Raw genomic sequence first — 21444 nt, 5'->3', positions numbered from 1 at the left:
ACCGTGCACCACCCCTTCACCCCCGTCGCCTCCGTGCCCGTGGACGCGGCCCGTGCCCGCGTCCACGAGGAGGGCTGGCAGTCCTGGAGCCCCAGCGGCGGCTACGCCCTCGGCGACAAGCCGTACCGCCCGACCAACGACAACTGGGCGACGGTCTGTTACCGCCCGGGCGTGACCGTCCCCGAGGGGACGTTCCAGGGCGAGGGCCTGCTGGTGCTCGACCCGGGCGACGGGTCGCCGGTCCGTTTGTGGGCGGCGCTCGACCCGACGCGTGAGGTGCCCTCGATCCGGCTCGTCGTGACGGACGGGGCCGTCGCGGAGGTCGGCGCCGACGGCCCGGTGAAGGAATGGACCGGCGCCACCGTCCAGTCGGTGCTGGGCGACTGGGCCGACAGCCTTCAGCTGCCGGCGCCCCGCCCGGCCCCGACGGTCTGGTGCTCCTGGTACGAGTACTTCACCGCCGTCACCGAGGACGACATCCACGAGAACCTCCGCGCGATGGAGACCCTCGACCTGCCGATCGACGTCGTCCAGATCGACGACGGCTACCAGAAGGCCCTCGGTGACTGGCTCACCCTCTCCGGCCGCTTCCGCTCCCGCGCGGGCATCGCGGACGCGATCAGGGCGAGGGGCCGCCGGGCCGGCATCTGGACGGCACCCTTCCTGGTCGACCCGGCGAGCGACCTCGCCACCGAGCGCCCCGAGTGGCTGGTCCGCACCCCCGAGGGCGGCTTCACCCACGCCGGCCGCAACTGGGGCCACGACCTGCGCGTCCTGGACACCACCCACGCGGACGCGGCGGCGTACCTGACGGACGTGTTCCGCACGCTCCGCGCCGAGGGCTACGACTACTTCAAGGTCGACTTCCTCTACGCGGGCGCCCTGGACGGCGTACGGCACGACACGGAGGCGGACGCGCTGACGGCGTACAGGTCCGGCATCGAGCTGATCCGCGAGGCGATCGGCGAGGACGCCTACCTGCTGGGCTGCGGCGCCCCGATCCTGCCCTCCATCGGCCTGTTCGACGCGATGCGGGTCAGCCCCGACACGGCCCCGCACCGCCGCCCCGAGGCCGGCGACTACAGCCAGCCCGGCCAGGACCCGGCCGAGTTCACCGGCGCCGGCCGTCAGTGGCAGCACGGCCGCCTCTGGATCAACGACCCCGACTGCCTGATGGCCCGCCCAGCGGTGGAGACCCGGGAGCAGTGGGCCGCGCACGTCGAGGCGACGGGCGGCCTGATGGCGTCCAGCGACCGGCTGCTGTCGCTGGACGAGTGGGGCGTGGAGACGACGCGCCGGCTGCTGTCGTCGGGAGGCGCCCGATGAAGCGTGAGCTGTCAGTGGAGGGCATCGCCTACGGCGGCGACTACAACCCCGAGCAGTGGCCCGAGGAGGTCTGGGCCGAGGACATGCGCCTGATGCGCGAGGCCGGGGTCACCATGGTCAGCGTCGGCATCTTCTCCTGGGCGCTGCTGGAGCCGAAGGAGGGCGCGTACGACTTCTCCGTGCTGGACCGCGTCCTCGACCTGCTGGACGCCCACGGCATCGCGGCCGACCTCGCGACCCCGACGGCGGCGCCCCCGGCGTGGTTCTTCCGCGCCCACCCCGAGGCGCTGCCCGTGGACAAGGACGGCAGGGGGCTGTCGTACGGCAGCCGTCAGACGTTCTGCCCGAGCAGCCCCGCGTACCGTCAGGCGGCCCTGCGCATGGCCGGCGAGATCGCCCGCCGGTACGCGGACCACCCCGCGGTGAAGATGTGGCACGTCCACAACGAGTACGGCTGCCACAACGCGGAGTGCTACTGCGACGAGAGCGCCGCCGCCTTCCGGCGCTGGCTGCGGAGGCGGTACGCGGACGACCTCGACGCCCTCAACGACGCCTGGGGAACCCGCTTCTGGAGCCAGTGGTACTACGACTGGGACGAGATCCTCCCGCCCCGCGCCACGGGCGCCGTCCCGAACCCCACCCACCGGCTGGACTGGCGCCGCTTCTGCAGCGACGAACTGCTGGCGCTGTACGAGGCGGAGCGCCAGGTGCTGCTGGCGGCGGCCCCCGAGATCCCCACCACCACCAACTTCATGGTGATGTACAACTTCGACGCCCTGGACTACTGGCGCTGGGCCCCGAAGCTGGACATCGTCTCCAACGACCACTACCTCCAGTCCGCCGACCCCGAGTCGGAGATCGACATCGCGCTCAGCGGCGACCTGGTCCGCTCCCTGGCGGGCGGCCCCTGGCTGCTGATGGAGCACTCGACGGGCGCGGTGAGCTGGCAGCCGGTGAACCGGGCGAAGAACCCCGGTGAGTTGCGGCGGAACGCGCTGGCCCACGTGGCACGCGGCGCGGACGGCATCGCCTACTTCCAGTGGCGCGCGGCGAAGGCGGGTGCCGAGCAGTGGCACTCGGCGATGCTCCCGCACGCCGGGACGGACAGCCAGATCTGGCGTGACGTGGTGCGACTGGGTGCGGATCTGAGGGCGTTGGCCGAGGTGCGCGGCAGCGTCGGTACGGCCGAGGTGGCCGTCGTCTGGGACTGGAACGCCCGCTGGGCCATGGAACTCCCGTCCCAGCCCAGCGCCGAACTGCGCTTCCAGGACCTGGTCCGCGCCTGGTACGAGCCGCTGTGGCGGTCCGGGGTGGCGGTGGACTTCGTCCGCCCGGACGCCGACCTGTCGCCGTACCGCCTGGTCCTCGCCCCGAGCCTGTACCTGGTGGACGACGCGGGCGCGAAGAACCTGACCGCCTTCGCCGAGCGCGGCGGCACCCTGGCCGTCGGCTTCCACAGCGGGGCGGTCGACGAGAACTGCCATGTCCGGCTGGGCGGTTACCCGGGCGCGTTCCGGGACGCGCTGGGTGTGCGGACCGACGAGCTGTTCCCACTGCTGCCGGGGGAGTCGGTGGGGCTCAGCGGTGGCGGTACGGGAGTGCTGTGGTCGGAGCGCGTGCGCCTGGCCGGCGCCGAGGCGGTCGAGTCGTACACGACCGGCCCGCTCGCGGGCGTCCCCGCGGTGACGCGCAACTCCCTCGGCGAAGGCACGACTTGGTACCTCGCCACCCAGCCCGACGCGGCGACCCTGACGGGGCTGCTGGACCGCATCCGCGCGGATGCGGGCGTGCAGCCCGTCCGTACGACCCCCCAGGGCGTCGAGGCGGCCCTGCGGCGCGGCCCCGACGCCGACTACCTCTTCCTGATCAACCACACCGACCGCCCCGCCCACATCGCGGTCGCGACGGACGCCACGGAACTGCTGACGGGCAAGCCGTTGCCGGGATCGGTCACGGTGGCCGCGGGAGAGGTCGCGGTCGTACGGGAGCCGCGCGTGCGCTGACGCGTCAGATGAAGAGCATCACCACCAGCCCCACCAGTACGACACCCAGGACGACGATGCTTCCGATGAAGCAGCCCGGATTGTTGATCATGTCGGAGAGCCGGGCCGTGAAGCCGATGGGGTCCGCAGTGAGGTCCGGTGGCTGTGGGGGTGGGGCTGTGGGTGCTTGAGCCGGGCGGGGCGGTGAGGGCGCGGTGGGGTGCCTGCCGTTGCGGTTCAGCGCGTCCCGCAGCAGCTCTCGCCACAGTTCCGGTGGCAGGTCGGGTACCTGGCCGTTCGGCGGTTCGATGATGCTCTGCCGGAGCCAGTTGAACGCCGTGGGGTGGGTGCTGCGGCTCATCAGGTGCAGCACCTCGCCCAGTTGGGGCAGATGACGCCGGTCCCGGGCCACCGGGGCGACGGCCCAGGTGAAGAGGTCGGCCGCCCGGTCGGCCATGGCCATTCCCTGCGGTCTGAAGTACAGGCCGTTCCGGAGCACCTCCGCGCACAGCGCGTGCTGCATGTCCGGATGGCGTACCTGCACGCGGTCGGGCTTGCCCAGCTCCCTCAACACCAAGTCCAGGGAGTCCGACGGCAGTTCGCCTGAGCTCAGCACGTCCAGCAGCACCTCGTCGGGCTGGTCGCTCAGCCGCGCCATCAGGAGACTGCGGCGCATTCCGTCGCTCTGGTGGTTGTCGCGCAGATCCTGGTGGAGGGCGTAGGTGTCGTGGCCGTTCGGGGTGGGGGCCGCGGTCGCGTGCGCGTACGGCTGCCCGTAGGGGTCTTCGTACGGAGCCGTCGGGTACGCCTCCGGGACGGCCGTGGTCTGGGAAGGCGCCCCGGCTCGGTCCAGTTCCCACTCCCGTTCCTGTGCCCTCTCCTCGGTCCGCTCCCGGGAGCGGACCCGTTCCTGGCGGTCCGGGCCGAGGATCTTCCTGAGGCGGTCGCGGCGGCTCTCCCAGTCCAGGGCCGCGCCGTCGGGGAGCGCCTCGGTCAGTTGCGGTACGCCGGGAGGCGCCTGTGGGTGGGCGAGGAGGTGGGCCACCAGCTGTGCCGCCGCCTTGTGTTCGAACTGGAAGGTGGCCGGTCGGCGTCCCATGACCCGGGCCAGCGGGCCGGACCCGCCCGAGTCCGGCTCCCAGCGCGGGACGGACATCAGCCGCAGGGGGTGGCTGTCCACCGTGTCGTACGTGGCGAACGTCCACTCCTCGGCCGGCCAGGATCCGAAGATCCGGAACAGCCCGAGATAGACCAGCGGCACCATGGCCGGGTCCGGCCAGCTCTCCGGTGTCTTCTCCTCCAGCAGCAGCGACACCCGCTGACTCGGATCGCGCAGCAGCTCCGCGCCGGCGAGGATCAGCGCGCGCTCGACCTCCGGCAGCCGCTCCACCATGCCGGGCAGCCGGCCCCTCGCCAGCTCTTGCAGGTCCGTGAGATCGAACTTGGACAGCCGGCCGGACTCCTGCTCGGCCCTCTCCTGCTTGCGCCAGCCGCCGTTGTACGCCAGCCCGAGGCAGCGCGCGGGCGGCAGGGTGCCGCGGTCCCCGACCAGCACATGGCTGACCGTGCTGGGCCGCCCGCCCCGGTCGGTCGTGGGCCAGCGCTGGACGAGCAGGACGTCGTCGTCGCGGGAGAGCGTGCGCACGACGCTCGGCCGGGCCGCGGCCGCGCCGGACACCCACAGCAACGGGCCCAGTTCCCGGCCCAGTTCCTCGGCGCGCGCGGCGTCGCAGGAGTGGGCGACGGCGTTCATGCCGGTGCCCTGGCGGCCGTGGTTGCCGTCCCAGCGGAAGACGATCTGGTGCACCGAGTCCCGGTCCTGGAAGTCGTTCACCGGTGTTCTCCTTCCTCGGATCCGTCGGGCTCCTCGGGCCCCTCAGAACGCTCGAACCGCTCGGCTTCCCCGGCCCCGTCCCACGGCACCGCTTCGAGCGCCGGGGCCTCCCCGACCGCCAATGCATCGGCACCGCCCGGGACTTGGATCAGGCCGTGCATGGCCAGCAGGGCCACCAGCGGCTCCAGGACCCGTCGGGGCCCGGCCCCCGCCGGATAGCGGCCGTGGTCCTCCTGGCCGCCGGTGGCGGAGGCGATGTGCAGGGTGCAGCGGCGGATCGCGTCGAAGGGGCGCAGCCACGCCTGGCCCGCGTGCCGCCGCAGCAGCCCGTAGACGTCCCGGCTCTCCTCACGCATCAGCTCGGGGTCGAGGGAGGTGGCCGGCGGGCGGTTCAGCCAGCGGTCGACGGGCGGCTGGAACCTGAGGAGGTCGGCCTTGCCGAGCACCATCGCGGACGGCACGTCCAGGTATCCGCCGTTCTTCGGCAGCCGGTCCAGGACCGTGCCGAAGGCGAGGTCGCCGTCCCGGTTCACCTCCACACCCCAGCGTTCCCGGGCGTGGTCCAGCTGCGGCAGCGGCAGGGCGAGCGCCGGGTCGACGACGAAGACCAGGGCGTCGACCCCGAGCAGGAACCGCAGCGCCGCGTCGGTCCGTACGAGGTCCTCGCCGCCGAGGTCGAAGAAGGCGACCGGGCGCACCTGCCCGCGGGCGTCGGTGATCAGCAGGGACTCCACGAAGCGGGCGAAGTCGTCCATGCCCAGCGCCGCCGTGTGGTCCAGGACCTTGCCGCTGCGCAACGGCTGCACCCGGTCCCGGACGAACCGGGCGTGCTGCTCCGGATTGACGGACTGCCACTTCAGGCCGAACGGCTCCAGACCGCCGTCGGTGATCGCCGCGATCATCTGGGTCAGCAGATGGCTCTTGCCGGTGGAGGACTGGCCGACCATCGCGACGGTCAGCGGACGGCCGTACGTCAGATAGGGCACCGGGATGTAGTGCGTGGGGAACTCCGGGTCCGCCGTGCACTTCTGGACGGCGCCGCGCATGACGTCCGTCCGCCGCACGGGGTTGTTGATGCCCTTGAGGTCCAGCGGCTTGTACTGCATCCGGCTGTCGGTGACGAACAGTTTCGTGAGGTCCAGCCGGATGGTCTCCAGGCAGTACGGGCAGAGCACCTCGCCGTTCTCCGGCTCGGGCCGGGGCCGGGCCGCGGGTGCCTGCCGTTTGAGCCGCAGCGCCTCCTCGAAGGCCTCGTGGTGCGGGCCCGTCTCGTCGGGGGGCACGGCGAGCCGGACGCGGCGGGCGGCGCCCGGCGCCACCACGTCGAGCACCTGGGCGGGCGTCGGCCGGTCGCCCGCCCGCGGCGCGAAGGCGGGCCGCAACGTCTGGTCCAGCTTGCGGTGGTCGCGCAGGTCGGCGGGCGGCTGATCGGCGGGGCCGGGCCGTCCGGTCACCAGCTGGTAGAGGACCTGGGCCGCGCTCCACACCGCGTCCCGCGCGTCGGCGAGTGCCTCGCCCCGGCGCTGTTCCGGCGAGCAGAAGGGCGCCCGGCCCCACGGGCGGCGCGGGCGTCCGGTCCGGGTCACCGACTCCAGCCCCCAGAGCTGGACCTTGGCGCCGTCCCAGAACACGGTGGCCGGCGAGACGCCGCGCGGCACCAGGCCCTGACCCTCCAGCAGGCACAGGGCCAGCATCAGGTCCCGGGTGAAGATCTCCTGGTCGGTCGCGGACATGACGTGGATCCGCGCCACGGGCGTGCCGCGCGGCGGGTCGTACAGCAGGTACGGCTCGGCGGTGTCCAGCTCGTAGCCGACGAGCCTCGGGAAGAGGGCCGCGTACTCCGTGTCGCCCAGCAGCTGGTTCAGCTGCAGTGCCGTGCCCGCCTCGGTGTCCAGCAGGGCGCGCGCCGCCGGGTTCGCCGCCTCCTTGGCGCTCAGGCGTACCTGCACGCACTGTTGTCCCTCGTCGTCCAGCACGGCCTTGCGGATCAGCTGGGGCAGCAGCCGGTCCCGGCGGAACTCGCGGCCGACCCGGACCGGGGTGACGCGCCGCCGCCCCGACGGCACGGTGAACGCGAGCTTGTCCGGGGCCGGTCCGCCCGGCCCCGGCAGCGGGGAATGCGTCGTGCTCGTCACCAGCGGTCGCCGTCCCCTCGTGCGTCGCTCTCCGGCCAGCCGTCGCCCGAGCTCAGCCAGTCGTCGTGCGAGTCGGTCCGGTCGGTCCGGTCGTACGCATCCGTCCGCTCGTACGGCTCTGCTCGCTCGTACGGCTCTGTCCGGCTGTACGGGTCTGTGCGTTCGTACGGCTCTGTCCGGTCGTACGGGTTCGTCGTGCCGTACGTCTCCGTCCCGGCGTCCGTGTCCCTGGCCGGTTCCCTGTCCAGGTCCGTCCCGTCGGGACCCGAGCCGTGACGGGGGCGGACGGTCTCCACCACGCCCACGCGCAGCGGGGTGAGCCGGACCAGGCCGGCGTACCGGCCCGACGACGTCCACAGGACCTCCTCCGGGTGGACCGAACCGCTGGTCCGCCAGGCCTTCTCGACCTCGTCGCGTACGGCCATGGGGGCGAACCTGAGCCACACCGCGGCCGCGGGGTCGCGGCTGAGCAGCGTGCCCTGCTCGGGTGTGGACAGCTGCACCACGGCCTGCCGGCCTGCCTCCGCGCCGACCAGGTCGGCCGGTCCCTGCGGGTCGGTGCCGAGCAGGTTGGCCGAGGTGGCGCGGACGCGGCGCGCGGCGGCGAACGGGGGCGGGGCCAGCACCCCGTTGTGCTGGAGGTGATGGCGGGCCGTCGACAGCAGCTCGCGGACCCGTTCCTCGGTGCGCCGGACGGCGCGGGCGCCGGCCTGGCCGCGTTCGACGGCACCCCAGTAGTGCTTCATCGCCTCCAGGGCCGCGTCCGTCAGATCGGCGGACAGGGTCGCGACCAGCTCCGGCCCGCCCTCACCGCTCTCCCGCTCCAGCCAGCGCGGCACAACTCCGTTGGTACGCCGCTCCCTTGGCGCGCCCGCACTCTCCCGGTCCGGCTCCTTCCCCTTTTCCCCGGCGGGCTCGTCCTCCCACGCGTACACGCTCGCCCAGTCGCCGTCGTCGGCGTCGGTGAAGGCGTCGTCGAGCTCCAGGTCCGTGTCGTCGTCGAGCCAGCGGTCCTCGTCCGACGTCCCGGCGCCGGACGCCCCGAAGGACGCGGACACCCCGGCCGCCACCCGCCGCTCCGGCTCGGGCACCGCCTCCGCCTCCGCCGCGGCCGCCGTCGCCCGCAGCATGCCGGCGACGGAACGGGCGGCGTCGGCGCAGTACAGGCGCTCCTCGACGGCCCAGTGCTCCCGGACCGCCTCTGCCAGCAGGGCGTCCAGACCCTCGAGGGCGTGGCGCAGTACGGCGGTCGCGTGGCCCGGCGCCCAGGCGGCGGCCGCCGCGCGCCAGAGCCGGCGTACCGTCTCCTCCGCGACGCCGAGAGCGACCAGCAGGCCGATCGTGCTCACCGAGACGGGGGGTTCGGTCGCGTACGCCACCGCCGCACCGACGAGCGCTCCGCCGAACGCCGCGACCGTGGGAGCCACGCCCCAGCGGCCCGGGCGACCCGCACCCTTCAGCCGGGCCGAGCCCAGCACCGCCATCCCGACGAACAGCAGCGGCACGACGACCGCCAGCGGGAGGAGCGGCCCCCACCACAGCGCGCCGAGCAGCCCCGCCCCGGCCGCCGCGAGCGGACCGGCCACCGGCGGTCCGGGCACGGCGGTGCCGGCCGCGCCCGCCGTCTGCCGGGCCACCGCCTCGGCGGAGTGCGGGGCGAGCTTCGGCAGCAGTGCCGAGCCGGGCAGCGGCTCCACGCGTCCGGCCAGACCGGTGAAGCGCTGGGCGACCGACCGCAGGGCGAGCCCCTGGCCCAGCAGCTTGTGGGCGAACTCCCGCAGTCCCTCGCCGATCCGCTCGCCCATGCCCTCGGCCGACGGCACCCGCAGCCCGAGGGCGGCCAGCCGGGTCGCCGACTCGGCCGCCGACGGTGCCGTGCCGCCGCCGCTGCGCAGGGCCGTGGCAACGAGGTCGCGGTAGTTGTCGAGCGCCTGGCGCGCCTGGTCGACGTCCGTCTCGAACGCCTCCCGGCGGGAGGCCCGCAGCAGACCGGGCAGGGACCGCAGCCCGGCCAGCGCCTTTTCGGCGTACTCGAGGGCGTCCGCGCAGGCACGGTAGGCGTCGTCGGCCACGCCGCCCGGTTCCCGGTGCCCCAGGTCCCGGCCGCCCCGGCCCGCCACCAGTCCGCGCAGCGGCTCCGGCAGGTCGGCTCCGGAGGAGGCGGTCAGCAGCACGTCCGGTGCCAGGTCGGTGTCCTCGCCGGCGAACCGGGTCAGCGCGTCACGCCAGGCCCGGTCGCGCACCTCCGGCGGCAGGTCCTGCTCCAGCAGCCGTACGCCGGGCGCGGCGACGGCCTCGGGCAGCGACTGGATGCTGTCCAGCACCGCGAGATAGACGTCCGGGACGGACAGGACGTCCACCAGGACCGCCAGCGCGTCCGGGTCGTCCGGCTCGGGCCGCTCCAGCGCGGTGCGGGCGGAGCGCAGATCGCCGGCCCACAGCAGGCCGGTGCCCGTGGCCCGCAGCACCGAGGGGCGCAGCAGCCGGCGGTCGGGCTGGAAGCCGCCTTCCGCACCGGCGAACGCGCCCGGCGCGCTGCCGACCAGCAGCACCAGCAGCCGGACCTCGCCGACCGCCCGGTAACCGGTGAGCAGCTCGTACTGCAGCTGGTGGTCGGTGAGCCCGGCCGGGGTGTCGACCACCAGGAACAGTGGGTCGTCCGGCTCCGGCAGCCCGGCCCGGCCCAACTCCTGGGCGACTCTTGCCCGCACCGCCGACGGGTCGTGCAGCGCCGCGGCCCCGGCACGCAGGTCCAGATGAATGACCGTACTGAAGTCCTGGGACCGGCTCACCGCACGTCACCGTCCCAGGGGGCGCCGCCCCGGCCGGTGTCGCCGGGCTCGTCGCGGTCCCACGGCGCGCGCCGCCGACCGCCCTGACCGTCGTCGTGCCCGCCGTGGCGGCGGTCGCTGTCCGGGTCGGGCCGGTCGTAGTCGCCGTAGCCGTCGCGGCGGCCGTCCCGGCGGTTGCGGTCGCCGAACTCGTCGTATCCGTCGCGGCCGCGATCACCGTCCGGGTCGGGCTTGTCGTACGCGTCGCGGTGGCGGTCGGCGTCCGGGTCGGGCTTGTCGTACGCGTCGCGGTGGCGGTCGGCGTCCGGGTCGGGCCTGTCGTACCCGCCGCGGTGCCGGGCGCTGTCGGGACCGGGGCCGTCGTAGTCGTCGTAGTCGTCGCGGCGGTTGCCGGCCCGGGAGCCGGCGTCGCTGTCGCGGCGGCTGTCCCGGGCGTCGGGGCCTTCCCGGTCCGCTGCGCCGCGCTCGCCGTCGTACGGCGTGTCGGAGTCGGCGCCGTAGTCGTCGTAACCGCCCCCGCCCCGCGAGGAGACCGGTGTCGTCCCCCAGTCGTCCTCGTCGGGTGCCGGGCGCCGGGGTGCCGAGAGGCCCCCGCGGGGGCGGGGGTCGGTGGGGGTGCCGCCGCGGACGTGTTCCAGCAGGGTGCGCAGGGTCGGCTGGACCGCGCGCTGGTCGCCGAACTCGGTGTCCAGGGCGGCCGGGAGGGTCTCCGCCCAGAACTCCCACAGCGGGCGCACCCAGCCCTCGACCCGCTCGCCGCCCCGCTCCCGGCGCTCCGTGAGCAGCTCAAGCTGGCGGGGGGCGACCTTCTCGACCAGGTCGACGAAGAGGGGATGCGGTTCGCTGCCGGTGCGGGCGAGGCCCAGCGGCTGAGCCGCCATCAGCTCGCGGCAGTAGTCCTCGACGATCCGCTCGTCGTCCAGGACCGTCCAGCGTTCGTACGAGCGCAGCAGCTCGGCCCAGCTGGACACGCCGCCGGGGTAGTCGCCCAGCCGCAGCCGCACACCGGGGACGTTCGTGCCCTTCTCCGGGTGCAGCCGCAGCCGGATGCGTTCCGGCGACGCCGGGTCGCCGTCCATCACGTCCACCTGGCCGTTCCACATGCAGCACAGCAGCCGGTGCAGGATGACGCGCCGGTCCTCCTCGCTGCTGACCATCCAGCTGTCCCGGTAGCCGAGCCGCTGCCGCCACCGCAGGACGTCCTGGGCCTGCTCGTTGTCCTTCGCGCGGGCCCACTGGCGCAGCACCTTGCGGGCCTCGGGCACCTGGGTGAGGCTCATCTCGCTGCGGAAGAGGACCACGGTGATGGAGTCGCTCTCCACGCCCCGGTACTCCACGGAGTTCTTCGCGTCCGAGGGCAGCCGCAGGGTCTTGCCGAGGAACTCCTGCACCTCGTCCACGGCCTGAACCCGCGGGTAGGTCACCAGGACCCGCAGCAGCCCGGTGCCCTCCGGGGTGAACCCGACCGGCAGCAGCCCGGTGAGCTTGCGGCCGAACAGGTCTAGCGCCTCCTTGCTGACCTGGTCCTTGGCGTCCGCGTCCCCCGCTGCCGCGGCCAGCAGCGTGCCCATGGACGGCAGCAGCGGCCGCTGCTCCAGATGCGCCCCGCTCTCGGCGAAGAGCCGGGTGATCCGGGCCTCCAGCTGTCCCTTGACGCGGGCCACCGCGCCCTCCGGATCGCGCCGGCTCTGGGCGTGGACCTGGCGCCAGGTGTCACCGTCGACCAGCTTGAGCAACAGGTCCGACTCGTCGTCGTGCTCCCGCAGCCCCTCCCGGTGGATCAGCCGGCCCACGACGTCCTCGTAGAAGTGGTTGAGGCTGCGCTGCGGCGGCAGCAGATACGAGATGCCGGTGCGGTCCTCGTACAGTTCGCGGCCCTTCTGCTCGGCCGTCTTGCGCTCCTGGTCGCTGTGCCGGCGGAAGGCGTTCACCAGGCGTCCGAGGTCGGCGCCGGCCGCGTCGGCGTGCGGCTGCCAGTGCTGTTGCTGCTCGCGCCAGGCCTCGTGCCACACCAGCCGGCAGCGCCACTGGTACCAGGCGTCCTGCTCCTGGATGGCCGCCTGCACGTCGTCGTCGCCCCAGCGGGCGGGTGCCAGGCCGCCCAACTGGCCCTTGATCCGGGGGATCTTCGGCGGCTGCTCGGTCACCCCGGGCGGGCGCTGCGGGGTGCGGGCGCGGCTGTCCAGCATGCCGAGGAAGCCGAGCTTGGCGATCGGTTCGTCGCTGTCGGGGACGCCCCGGACGACGCGTTCGGCGAGGAAGGGGTCCACGGTCTGCAGCAGCTTGTCGATGGCGGGGCGCGGGGCGAACCGGTCGGCCATCGCGATCGCGGCGCGGTCCGCCTCGGTGCGCAGGTCGGACAGCAGCCGCTGCATGTCCGCGATGCGCTCGCCGAGCGCCTGCTCGATGTTCTTGCCGCCGCGCGGCAGCGGATCGGGCTCGGGCACCGCCAACTGCCTGCGCTCCCACAGCTCTTCGAGGTGGGAGTCGGCGAACAGCTGCCGGATCAGCGGGACCGCCCCGTCCCGCAGCTCCGCCCGCGGCCGCTCCACGAGGTCCGTGACCGCCAGCCGCAGCAGCCGTCCCGCCACCAGGTCGGCCAGCTGGTCCATCGGCGCGGTCATGGAGGCGACCAGGCTGGTGGAGACGCCCTGCCGGCCGATCCCGGTCGGGGAGACCGCGCTGCGCTGCACGCCCCGGTTGATGAAGCTCGCGGCGAAGGTCGTGAAGTCGTCGTCGGCCGCGAGCTTGCGGCCACGTACGCTGCCGTCGCCCAGCTCGGTGCCGATCAGCGACATCACCAGGGAGACGATGGAGCGGCGCAGGTCGTCCGCGCGGATGCCGGCGGTCGGGCTGAACAGGAACGCCGTGGGCAGGATGCCGGTGCGCAGCCGGATCGGGGTCATGCCCGGGTAGCGGACGCCGAGCCCGAGCTCCTGGTCGAGATCGCCGATCTCGTGGCCCTCCGACGGCGCGTTCTGCGTGTCGACGAGGCGGAACAGGTCGACCAGCGCCCGGGCCGCGTTGAGCTCCGCCTCGCGCCCGCCGCCGGTCGCGGCGGAGAACGACGACGGCATGACGACCAGCGGGTAGATCTTCACGCCGTCGAAGCGGCGCAGCTGGAAGGCGTGGTTGATGAGGTGCAGATAGTCGAGGAAGATCCCGGCGCCGGTGCCGCCGGCCACCGAGAAGGCGACGAACACGTCACAGCCGTTGACCTTGCCGCCGCCGAGCTCGCTCAGCTCGCCGCCCGCCTTGGCGATCGCGTCGATCGACTGGAGCAGCGGCTCGAGCACCGGGGCGAGGCCGTGCCGGAGCGTGGCGAACAGGGCGGCCCGGCCCACGGTGGGCAGCTGTCCGGCGCCGGCGTGCAGCGGGGTGACCTTCGGCTCGTCGACGCGCGGCGGCAGCCAGTCGGCGACCTCGTCGCGCAGGACCGCCCGGAGCATCTTGGTCACTTCCGGGGAGGCGTCGAAGTTCGGCAGCAGGTTGTGGGTGGCCCGGGAGGTACGGGCGTACGCCGCCCGCAGGGACGGGTCCACGTTGAACTGCGGCAGCCGCTGCAGATCGCTCTCGCTGTAGTCCGCGTACACGAACTGCAGGCAGTCGGGCAGCTGGAACGGGGCGTGGCCGCTGTGCCGGCTGAGTGCCATGCCGTCCGGGCCGCACAGTTCGGCACGCAGTCTGCGTTCCAGCTCGGCACCGACCAGGCCTCCGGTGCCGCCCAGGCCGACGAAGAGCATCGGCTGGAAGATCTTCATGGGTTCCTCCCCGCTTCACGGCCGGCGCGGCCGCAGGTGTGTGCTGGGTACGTCCGTGGTGCCGCGCGGCGGGAGGGCCGCGCGGCGGTGGGATGCGGTGCGGTGGGATGCGGTGTTGTGTGCCGCGCGCGGGCGGGCCGGGTGGTGATGTGTCCGGCCCGCCCTCGCGCGTCACAGGAACTCGTCGTAGGCGCCGCCCGGACTCGGGTTCCGCGGGCCGGTGCCACCCGCGAAGGCGTCCTGCGGCGGCCGGGGGCCCGAGCCGGGGGCACCGCCGAGGGCGAGGGCGATCGTGTCGGTCAGCTGGACCTGGCCGCGGGTGGTCAGCGGGAACCGGCTGCCGCCCTTGCGCACCACCGCTCCGCCTTCGCGGCTGCGCCGGACGGCGTACGGGCCGTGCGCGCGCTTCTCGATCCGCGGGCTGCGATGAGCCTCGGCGACGGCGAACTCGTACCACTGCTTGTTGTTGCCGTGCCCGGCCTTGTGCTCGTTGAGGACGGTGCCGTCCTCGGAGACCAGCTGCAGCACCAGCCCGAACGGGTCCCGCCGGCGCCTGCGCAGCCGTAGCCACGCGACGACGGCCGCGGCGCCCAGCGCGAGCGCGACGGCGCCGGACACGAACGCCCACCAGTACTTCTCCCAGATCCCGGGCTCCGGTGTGACGCGCACCGAGATCGGCTCACGGGTGAGCACCCGGTCGTCGTCGGTGGTGTCGACGACGGTGAAGGTGCCGGAGAGGTCGAGGCCGTCGCCGAGGCGGTCGCCGAAGGAGCTCGCGGGGGAGACCCCGACCGTGACCTTCCGGGTGCCCTGCTCACCGGGCTTGAGGGTGATCTCGTCCGGCTCGACGGAGAGCAGCCCGTCCTTCACGTCGGTGACGGACAGCCGCAGGGTGTGCGGGGTGTCGGTGGTGTTGCTGACGTCCAGGGTGCCGGTGACCGTGCCGCCGGGGTGGGTGCTGCCGGCGGGCAGTTCCAGCGGTGCCTTGACGGGCAGGTCGCCGGGCGCGACCACGCTCTCCTCGTCGCGGGTGTCGGCGCGCAGCCCCGAGGCGGTCAGCGTGGCGCTCGCCTTCAGCGCCCCGTCGGCGTCCTGCGGGACCGTCACGGTGCCGGTGAAGGAGCCGTCACTGGCCTTGGGGTCGGCGCCCTTGCCGCCGTCGGTGAGGTCGATCGCCAGCGGGGAGAAGCCGTCACCGCTCAGTTCACCGCGGACGCGCAGCCCTTCGTAGTCGCGCGGGTCCTTGATCTCGTAGCCCTCGCGCGTCTGCAGCCGCATGGTCACCGTGACCTTCTCGCCGGCCTGCGGCGAGGGCGGGTCCATGGTGATGGCGCCGCGCAGTTCGCCCTGCCACAGCACGCTGACGGCGACGGGCAGCGAACGGTGGCCCTCCGGGGCCTCCGCCTTCACCTTCCAGACGCCGGGCAGCGGATCGACGATCTTCAGTGCCTCGACGGTGCCACTGCCGCCCGCCAGCTCGAACCGGGACTTCTTGTACGTCCCGGAGGTGTTGGTGACCTTGTCGCCCGCCGGGTCGATGTAGCTGATCTTCACCTCGGGGTCGCCCTTGTCGACGACGATGCTCCCGACGGTGGCGAGCGGGGAGATGCCGATCTCCTGCGTGGACGGCGGCCGTTGGGGGTCGGGGCCCGGCTCGTGGCGCAGACAGTGGGCGGCGGCGAAGATCTTCTCCAGCGTGGTGCCGACGTCCTTCGCCCCGGAGACCTTGTGAGCCTTGGGAGTCGCGGAGGGCAGTGCGACGCAGCCCTTCTGGTAGCCGCCGGCGGCGATCTGGTCGAGCTGCTTCTTGTCCGGGTCGGGACCGAAGCCCAACGGCCAGATCTGCACGTTCTGGGCGGCGGCGTCCTTCAGCGCCTCCTTCAGCTGCCGTTCGCCCTCGGCCTCACGGTGTGCCGGATCCCCGTACTTGGGGCTGTCCTTTACGTCCATCTTCCCGTCGGTCAGCAGGAACAGCACCCGGGGCGTGGAGGCGTCCGAGCCGTCCGTCAGGTCGTGCACGCCCTGGCGGATGGCGCTGGGGAGGTCGGTGCCGGTGCCCTCGCTCTTCTTGCGGCTGCGCAGCTTGTCCACGCACTTGCCGATCGTCTCGCGGCCCGCCGCGTCCAGTGTGGTGCGCGGGCACACGGGGTCCACCGCGCGCTGGTCGGCGGTCTCGGCGGCGGCGAAGCCGAAGACCGTGACCTGCGAGGACGAGGACACGTCGCCCAGTGCGATCCGCTGGGCGGCGGCCTTCTCGGCCTTCATGTCCTCGGGCGCGAGGCTGGCCGACTCGTCCACGGCCACCGCGTAGTCGACCGCCGGGAACGCCGGCTCGGAGTCCGCCGCCGGCACCGGATCCTGACCGGCCGGTGCCAACAGCGACACGAACACCGCGGTGCCGCTGAGCACCGAGACCGCGGCGTGGCGCACCCGGGCCCTTCCTGTCTGCCGTCTTCCCGTGACTCTTCCCACGGCCGTCCCCTTGGTCTTCGAATTCGTGCGCGAGGTTGGTGCTTGAGGTTCTGGTTCGTCTTGCTGAGGTGCTGGGTGCTTGGTGCCTGTGCGTCGTGCTGGCTGGGTGCTTGGTGCGTCGTGTCGAGGTGCTCGGTTCGTCGTGCGACGTGTACGTGGTGACGCGTCTGTGTCGTGCCTGGTGCGCGAAGGTGCCGGGTGCGGTGGTGCGTTGGCGTGTGCGCGGTGGTACGCCGGTGTCGCGTGCGCCGTCGGGGATCAGCCGGCTGTCAGCCCCCAGACCACGGCCAGCGCCGCGGAGGGGGCGAGCGAGCCCACGCCCCAGCGGATGGCCCGGTACTTGGCGGACAGGATCGAGCTGACGTCCACGGCCTGGACGAGCAGCCACCGGGCGGGATCCCGCCCCGCCTCGACAACCCGGGCGGTCAGCCCCGCGAGGTCGTGGGGAGCCACCAGATCGCCGAAGTACGTCACCCCGTCCCCGGCGCGGACCGTGCCGGTGCGCGGCATCAGCGCGGCGACCAGCGCGCCACCGCGACGCCCCAGAGCACCCCGGCGAGGACCAGCGTCACGTCGGCGACCCCGTCCCAGCCGGGCGTGCCACGCCACCCGGCCAGGAACGCGGGCAGCGCGAGCGTCCCCGAGAGCAGGACGGCCGCCTTGGAGTCGGCCCGGCCGAGGTCCTCCCGGACGGTGGCCAGCAGCCGCTCGGCGATGCGCTCCCCCGCCCGGTCGTGGCAGTGCCGACCCCCGTCCGGCACAGGCCCGACCGGGTCGGGGGAGGTCCGTGCCGCACCGTCGGCGGTCATCGGTCCTCTTCCGCCCAGGACCATCCGTCGTCCGCGGCACGTCTGCGGCGGCGCGGCCGTTCCCGGTCGAGGTCGTCGTCCGGGTGGTACGGCTCGGGCCGGTAGGTGCGGGGACGGTCGTCGCGGGCACGCGGGTCGTCGTAGTCGGGGTCCGGGCCCGGGGGGAGCTCCGGCCGCGAGAGCCGACGCCGGGCCCGGCTGCCGGGATCGCCGTAGTCGCCGTGGTCGCCGTCGTCGTCCCGGTGGTACGGCTCGGACCGGTAGGTGCGGGGGCGGTCGTCGCGGGTGCGTGGGTCGTCGTGGTCGTGGTCCGGCCCCGAGGGGTACGGCTCCGTCCGGTAGGTGCGGGGGCGGTCGTCGCGGGTGCGTGGGTCGTCGTGGTCGTGGTCCGGGCCCGAGGGGTACGGCTCCGTCCGGTAGGTCTGTCGGCGTGTGCGGGAGCGCGGTTCGCCGTCCTCGGGGTCCGCTCCCGGGTAGGGCTCCGGGCGGTAGGTGCGCTGCCGGGAGGCGGCGCGCGGGTCGTCGTACTCGGTGTCGTCGCGCGGGTAGGAGGGTTCGGGCCGGTGGGCCCGGCCCCGGGTGGGGGCGCGCCGGTCGTCGTGGTCGCGGTCGTCGTCCGCCGGGTAGGGGTCCGGACGGTGGCCGCGGCGCCGGGTGCGGGTGCCCGGGTCGTCGTAGTCGGTCCGGTCTCCTGGGTACGGCTCGTGACGGTCGGGGTCGTCTCCGGCGTACGGCTCGCGCCGGCCGGGCCCCGCTCGGTCGGGCTCGGGGCGGTGGGAGCGGCGTCGGGGCGGTTCGTCCGACACCCAGTCCGGGGTGAACGGCCCCTCCGGGGACGGCTCCAGCTGCCGGGGCTCCCGGCGGGGCGGGAGCGATCCGATGGGGCCCTGGATGGGGCGGCGCCCCTTCGGGTTGAGGAGGTTCAGGATCTGTGTCTGGACGTCGACGGTCGAGAGCTCGCCGCTGATCGCCATGGCGTAGAGCCGGTCGACCCGCTCCCTCTCGTCCTCCCTCCCCTCCTGGCGGATCTTCTCCAGGAAGTCCTTGGCCCCCTCGGGGTCGGCCGCCAGTATGAAGCTGAGCTGCTCCAGGTCCCCGCCCTGCAACATGCGCCGGTACTCCGCCTGACGCTGCCGGGTCACCTCGGCCTCGGCCGCCACGTCCCGCTTCTTCTTGGCGTACGCGATGGCGTCGTCGTCCACGCCCAGGCGGACGTAGAGCCGTACCCGCAGGCCGAGTTCGGTCCCCAGGTCGCTCCAGCGACCGCCGGCGCACTCGCGTGTGATGACCCGGTTGGCCTGTTCGGCGTCGGTCACCCGATAGGACAGGGTGACCTCGCGCAGCCGCTCCAGGATCGGTGCGGTGAGCCGCTTGGCGACGTCCTTCACGGCCTGGACGGCGACCATGTGCGGATCGGTCACCTCCCACTCGATGTCCACCTCGGCCTTGAAGAAGGCGGTGCCGCCGGCGGCCGGGAGCTCGATGCGCAGGGGCGTCACGAGGGTGCCGACCGCGATCTCGCAGACGGTGTACGGCCGTGCCAGCATCGGCTTGTCGACGTGCCGGACGCCGAAGGCGGTGACCACGCTGTAGCCGCCGTTCCGGTAGAACACCACCGAGGTCTTCTGAGCGCTCACCGGGGGCAGCCCGCCCGTCGGCGCGTACTCCCGCAGGAACGGACCCTTGGGGCCGGTGTCGGCGGTGGCCCGTTTCGCCTGGAGCCGCTGCTTCGCCTGCGCCCTCGCGTCTTCGTTGTCAGCCATGCCTCTCCTCCTGGCGGGTCCGCTCCGACGCGGGGACGGCGAGGAACCACAGGTCGCGCGCCTTGGGTTCCGGGAGCGGCTTCTCGGGGTCGTTCATCATCCGGCGCAGCAGCCAGTCCAGCCGCCGCCGGTCGTTCTCGTCGGTCGCCAGCGCGGGCAGCAGTGCCGCCAGCCCCGGCCGGGTCCACTCGCTGCCGTCCTTGCGCACGGCCGACCGCAGCAGCTCCTCCAGCGCGTCCATCGCGACGTCCTTCGACCGCGCCGTGTTCAGCGCGGTCCACATCAAGTCGGCCATCGGCTCGACGAGTTCGGGCCGGATCGCGGCGAGGGCGAGCGACAGCGGCCAGTCACCGCGGTCCGACCACGCGGAGCCGCAGTCGTCCAGCAGGGAGTCGGGGTCCATCAGCAGCTCGTCCACCGTCGTCAGGGCGAGCCGCACGGTGGCCGCCAGACCCAGGTCCTGGTACGGCTCGCGCTTGTGGTGCGTCCACTCCGTCATCCGCGCCAGCACCTCGGCGGCGTCCGGCAGCACCAGCAGCCGTACGACGTTGTGGGAGGCGACCGAGACCAGTTCCCCCTCGTCCCGGACCCCGATCCGGGCCAGGGCGTCGAGGGTGGCGTCCATCGTGGCCGCGGCGTTGCCGTAGCCCAGCGCCCACGCCGCCGCCCAGCGCTGCGACGGGGTGCCCCGCTTGACCCAGTCACCGATCAGCCTGTGCACCGCCTTGCGGTGCGAGGCGTGAGAGGCCGCCTGGTCCAGCGTGGTGGCCGCGAAGATCAGCCGGCGGTTCGAGGTGGACTCGGCGAGCGGCCGCACCAGCTCGGTGTAGCCGTGGTCGAAGTCCCGTACGCACAGCTCACCGGCGGCGACCGCGGCGCGCATCCACACCTGGGAGCGCGGATCGTCCGCCAGCAGCCGCAGCCAGCGCACCACCGGCGCCCGGACCGGGAAGTGCCGGTCCCACAGCTCGGTCAGCACCGCCGACGGCAGGGCGGAACCCCGGTACCAGATCAGCCGCGCCGGGACGTCGTGCCCGGCCACCTCGACCTTGCCGTCGGTGAGTTCGGCGCGGGAGAGCGCCAGATCGGCCTTCGGGTCGTCGCAGAACAGCGGGCGGGCCGGGGTGTGGTCCGGGTCGGACTGGACCGACAGTTCCCAGGTCAGCAGGTGGGCGGCGGAGGCCACGGCGCTGTGCGAGGCGCCGCCCAGCACGGCGAGCGCGATCCGGAACGCCACCGGGTGGAACAGCGTCGCCGTCCCCGACCGTGCCGCGCCGCGGTCCGGCCGCTCCGCCTCGGCCGGGGGCGCGGTCAGCGCCCGGTCCACACCGGCGAACCACTCCTGGGCCTGCTCGGCGGCGATGCTGCGGCAGCCGGACAGCAACTCCTCGTAGGAGACGTCCCCCAGCACATGCCCGGCCAGCAGCGACGCCAGCAACTCGGCCTCGGCGGGGCGCAGATCCTTCAGTCCGACGGCGTCGTCGACCTCCGCCCGGGCCGCGAGATCCTCCGCGCGGGCCAGCAGGTCGTCCAGGGGGGTGTCGACTCCCGGGGCCTCGGCGGCCCGCTCCTCCAGCCGCTCGCGCAGCCGGGTGGCGAGCAGTTCGTCGGTGGGCGCGGGCGGGCAGAGCATGCCGTACCGCCCGGCCAGCAGCGGGTTCGCGGCCGACCCGACGGCGACGACGACCACCGCGAAGGCCTCGCGGCGGGCCAGCGCCGCGGCGAGCTCGTCGAGGTCCATCTCGTCCGGGGGCAGGGCACCGGGCCGGGTGAGGGACAGCTCCAGCAGATGCCCCGTGCCGCGCCAGGCGTCCCCGCCCTCGCTGTCCAGCGTCTCGGCCAACTGCCGTATCCCGCCGTCCGAGTCCACCCGCCGGACGCGGGCGACGGGCTCGGTGTCCGTGTCGTCCGCCGTGGAGGCCGTGACCTCGTCGAGGAGTGAGAGCGCGGTACTCGTACGGCCGGTGCCGGGCGCGGCACCGAGCACGAGCAGTCGCCGGGCGCGCAGCGCGTTGCGCAGCCGTACGTACCCCTCCGGCTCCACATGCACGCGGCGGAGCCTGCGCAGCTCCTCCTCGGGCACGGGGCCGCTGCGCATACCGGCGCCGGGCCGCTGGGAGCCGAGCAGCAGGTTGAAGTTGTCGCCGATGTGGGCGCTCTGGAGCCGTGAGTGGGCGAAGCTGATCAGGTCCCGGCGGACGTCGAACAGCTGTCGGGTGGCCCGGCGGGTCCGCGCGGCGGCGGCGAGATCGGTGGGCCCCTCCTCGCCCTGGTCGTCGGCGAGGGGGTCGCGGGTGCGCTCCTTGAACCGCCCGGCGGCGCGCTCCCGTTCCTTCTCCCGCTCCTTCTCCTTCTCCGCCTCCTCGTCCTCCGCGGACTTCTCGTCGTCGGACCGGCCGTCGTCCTGGGACCGGCCGTCCCGGTCCTGCTTCCTGTCGCTGCCGCCCCGCTTGTCGTCGCCGGCCTTCCTGTCGTCCCCGGCCTTCTTGCCGTCGTCGGACGACCGTCCCGCGCCGGGCTGCTCGGGGGCGTCGTCGGCCGCGCCGCCCGCCTGCTCGTCGTCGCTCACC

The 21444-nt window shown here is 73.8% G+C and carries 11 protein-coding genes; 2 read left to right on the top strand and 9 right to left on the bottom strand.

Going from position 1 to position 21444, the window contains the following annotated elements:
• Positions 1-3: 3 nt before the first annotated feature.
• Positions 4-1326, top strand: a complete 1323-nt coding sequence (locus ACZ7L6_RS29950) for a glycoside hydrolase family 36 protein (protein ID WP_471929210.1) — start codon at positions 4-6, stop codon at positions 1324-1326.
• On the top strand, positions 1323-3329 hold the full coding sequence (locus ACZ7L6_RS29945; RefSeq protein ID WP_471929208.1) for a beta-galactosidase: 2007 nt from the start codon (positions 1323-1325) through the stop codon (positions 3327-3329). Before ACZ7L6_RS29950 ends, ACZ7L6_RS29945 begins: the two co-directional genes overlap by 4 nt.
• Positions 3330-3333: 4 nt before the next feature.
• On the opposite strand, the gene ACZ7L6_RS29940 is transcribed toward ACZ7L6_RS29945, so the two are convergent.
• The 9 genes from ACZ7L6_RS29940 to ACZ7L6_RS29900 form a co-directional block, all read right to left on the bottom strand.
• Positions 3334-5142, bottom strand: coding sequence for a hypothetical protein (locus tag ACZ7L6_RS29940; protein WP_471929206.1), 1809 nt, complete (start codon positions 5140-5142; stop codon positions 3334-3336).
• Positions 5139-7277, bottom strand: coding sequence for a serine/threonine-protein kinase (locus ACZ7L6_RS29935; RefSeq protein ID WP_471929204.1), 2139 nt, complete (start codon positions 7275-7277; stop codon positions 5139-5141). The genes ACZ7L6_RS29940 and ACZ7L6_RS29935 overlap by 4 nt, the downstream gene beginning before the upstream one ends.
• A complete protein-coding gene (locus ACZ7L6_RS29930) occupies positions 7274-10069 on the bottom strand; it encodes a hypothetical protein (protein ID WP_471929202.1) in 2796 nt (931 codons plus the stop codon). The genes ACZ7L6_RS29935 and ACZ7L6_RS29930 overlap by 4 nt, the downstream gene beginning before the upstream one ends.
• Positions 10066-13830 (bottom strand): tubulin-like doman-containing protein, encoded by a 3765-nt coding sequence (locus ACZ7L6_RS29925; RefSeq protein ID WP_471929201.1) that lies wholly within the window; start codon positions 13828-13830, stop codon positions 10066-10068. Before ACZ7L6_RS29925 ends, ACZ7L6_RS29930 begins: the two co-directional genes overlap by 4 nt.
• 171 nt (positions 13831-14001) lie before the next feature.
• A complete protein-coding gene (locus ACZ7L6_RS29920; protein WP_471929200.1) occupies positions 14002-16260 on the bottom strand; it encodes a VWA domain-containing protein in 2259 nt (752 codons plus the stop codon).
• A gap of 300 nt (positions 16261-16560) precedes the next feature.
• A complete protein-coding gene (locus tag ACZ7L6_RS29915; RefSeq protein WP_471929199.1) occupies positions 16561-16812 on the bottom strand; it encodes a Pycsar system effector family protein in 252 nt (83 codons plus the stop codon).
• Positions 16812-17111 (bottom strand): Pycsar system effector family protein, encoded by a 300-nt coding sequence (locus tag ACZ7L6_RS29910; RefSeq protein ID WP_471929198.1) that lies wholly within the window; start codon positions 17109-17111, stop codon positions 16812-16814. The genes ACZ7L6_RS29915 and ACZ7L6_RS29910 overlap by 1 nt, the downstream gene beginning before the upstream one ends.
• Entirely contained in the window at positions 17108-18874 is a 1767-nt protein-coding gene (locus ACZ7L6_RS29905) for a hypothetical protein (RefSeq protein WP_471929197.1), read from the bottom strand. The genes ACZ7L6_RS29910 and ACZ7L6_RS29905 overlap by 4 nt, the downstream gene beginning before the upstream one ends.
• On the bottom strand, positions 18867-21443 hold the full coding sequence (locus tag ACZ7L6_RS29900) for a hypothetical protein (RefSeq protein ID WP_471929195.1): 2577 nt from the start codon (positions 21441-21443) through the stop codon (positions 18867-18869). Before ACZ7L6_RS29900 ends, ACZ7L6_RS29905 begins: the two co-directional genes overlap by 8 nt.
• Position 21444: the final 1 nt, after the last annotated feature.

The organism is Streptomyces sp. NPDC107522, from assembly GCF_055657525.1.
Note: the sequence above shows the minus strand (reverse complement) of the source record. Positions and strands in the feature narration are given on the sequence as shown.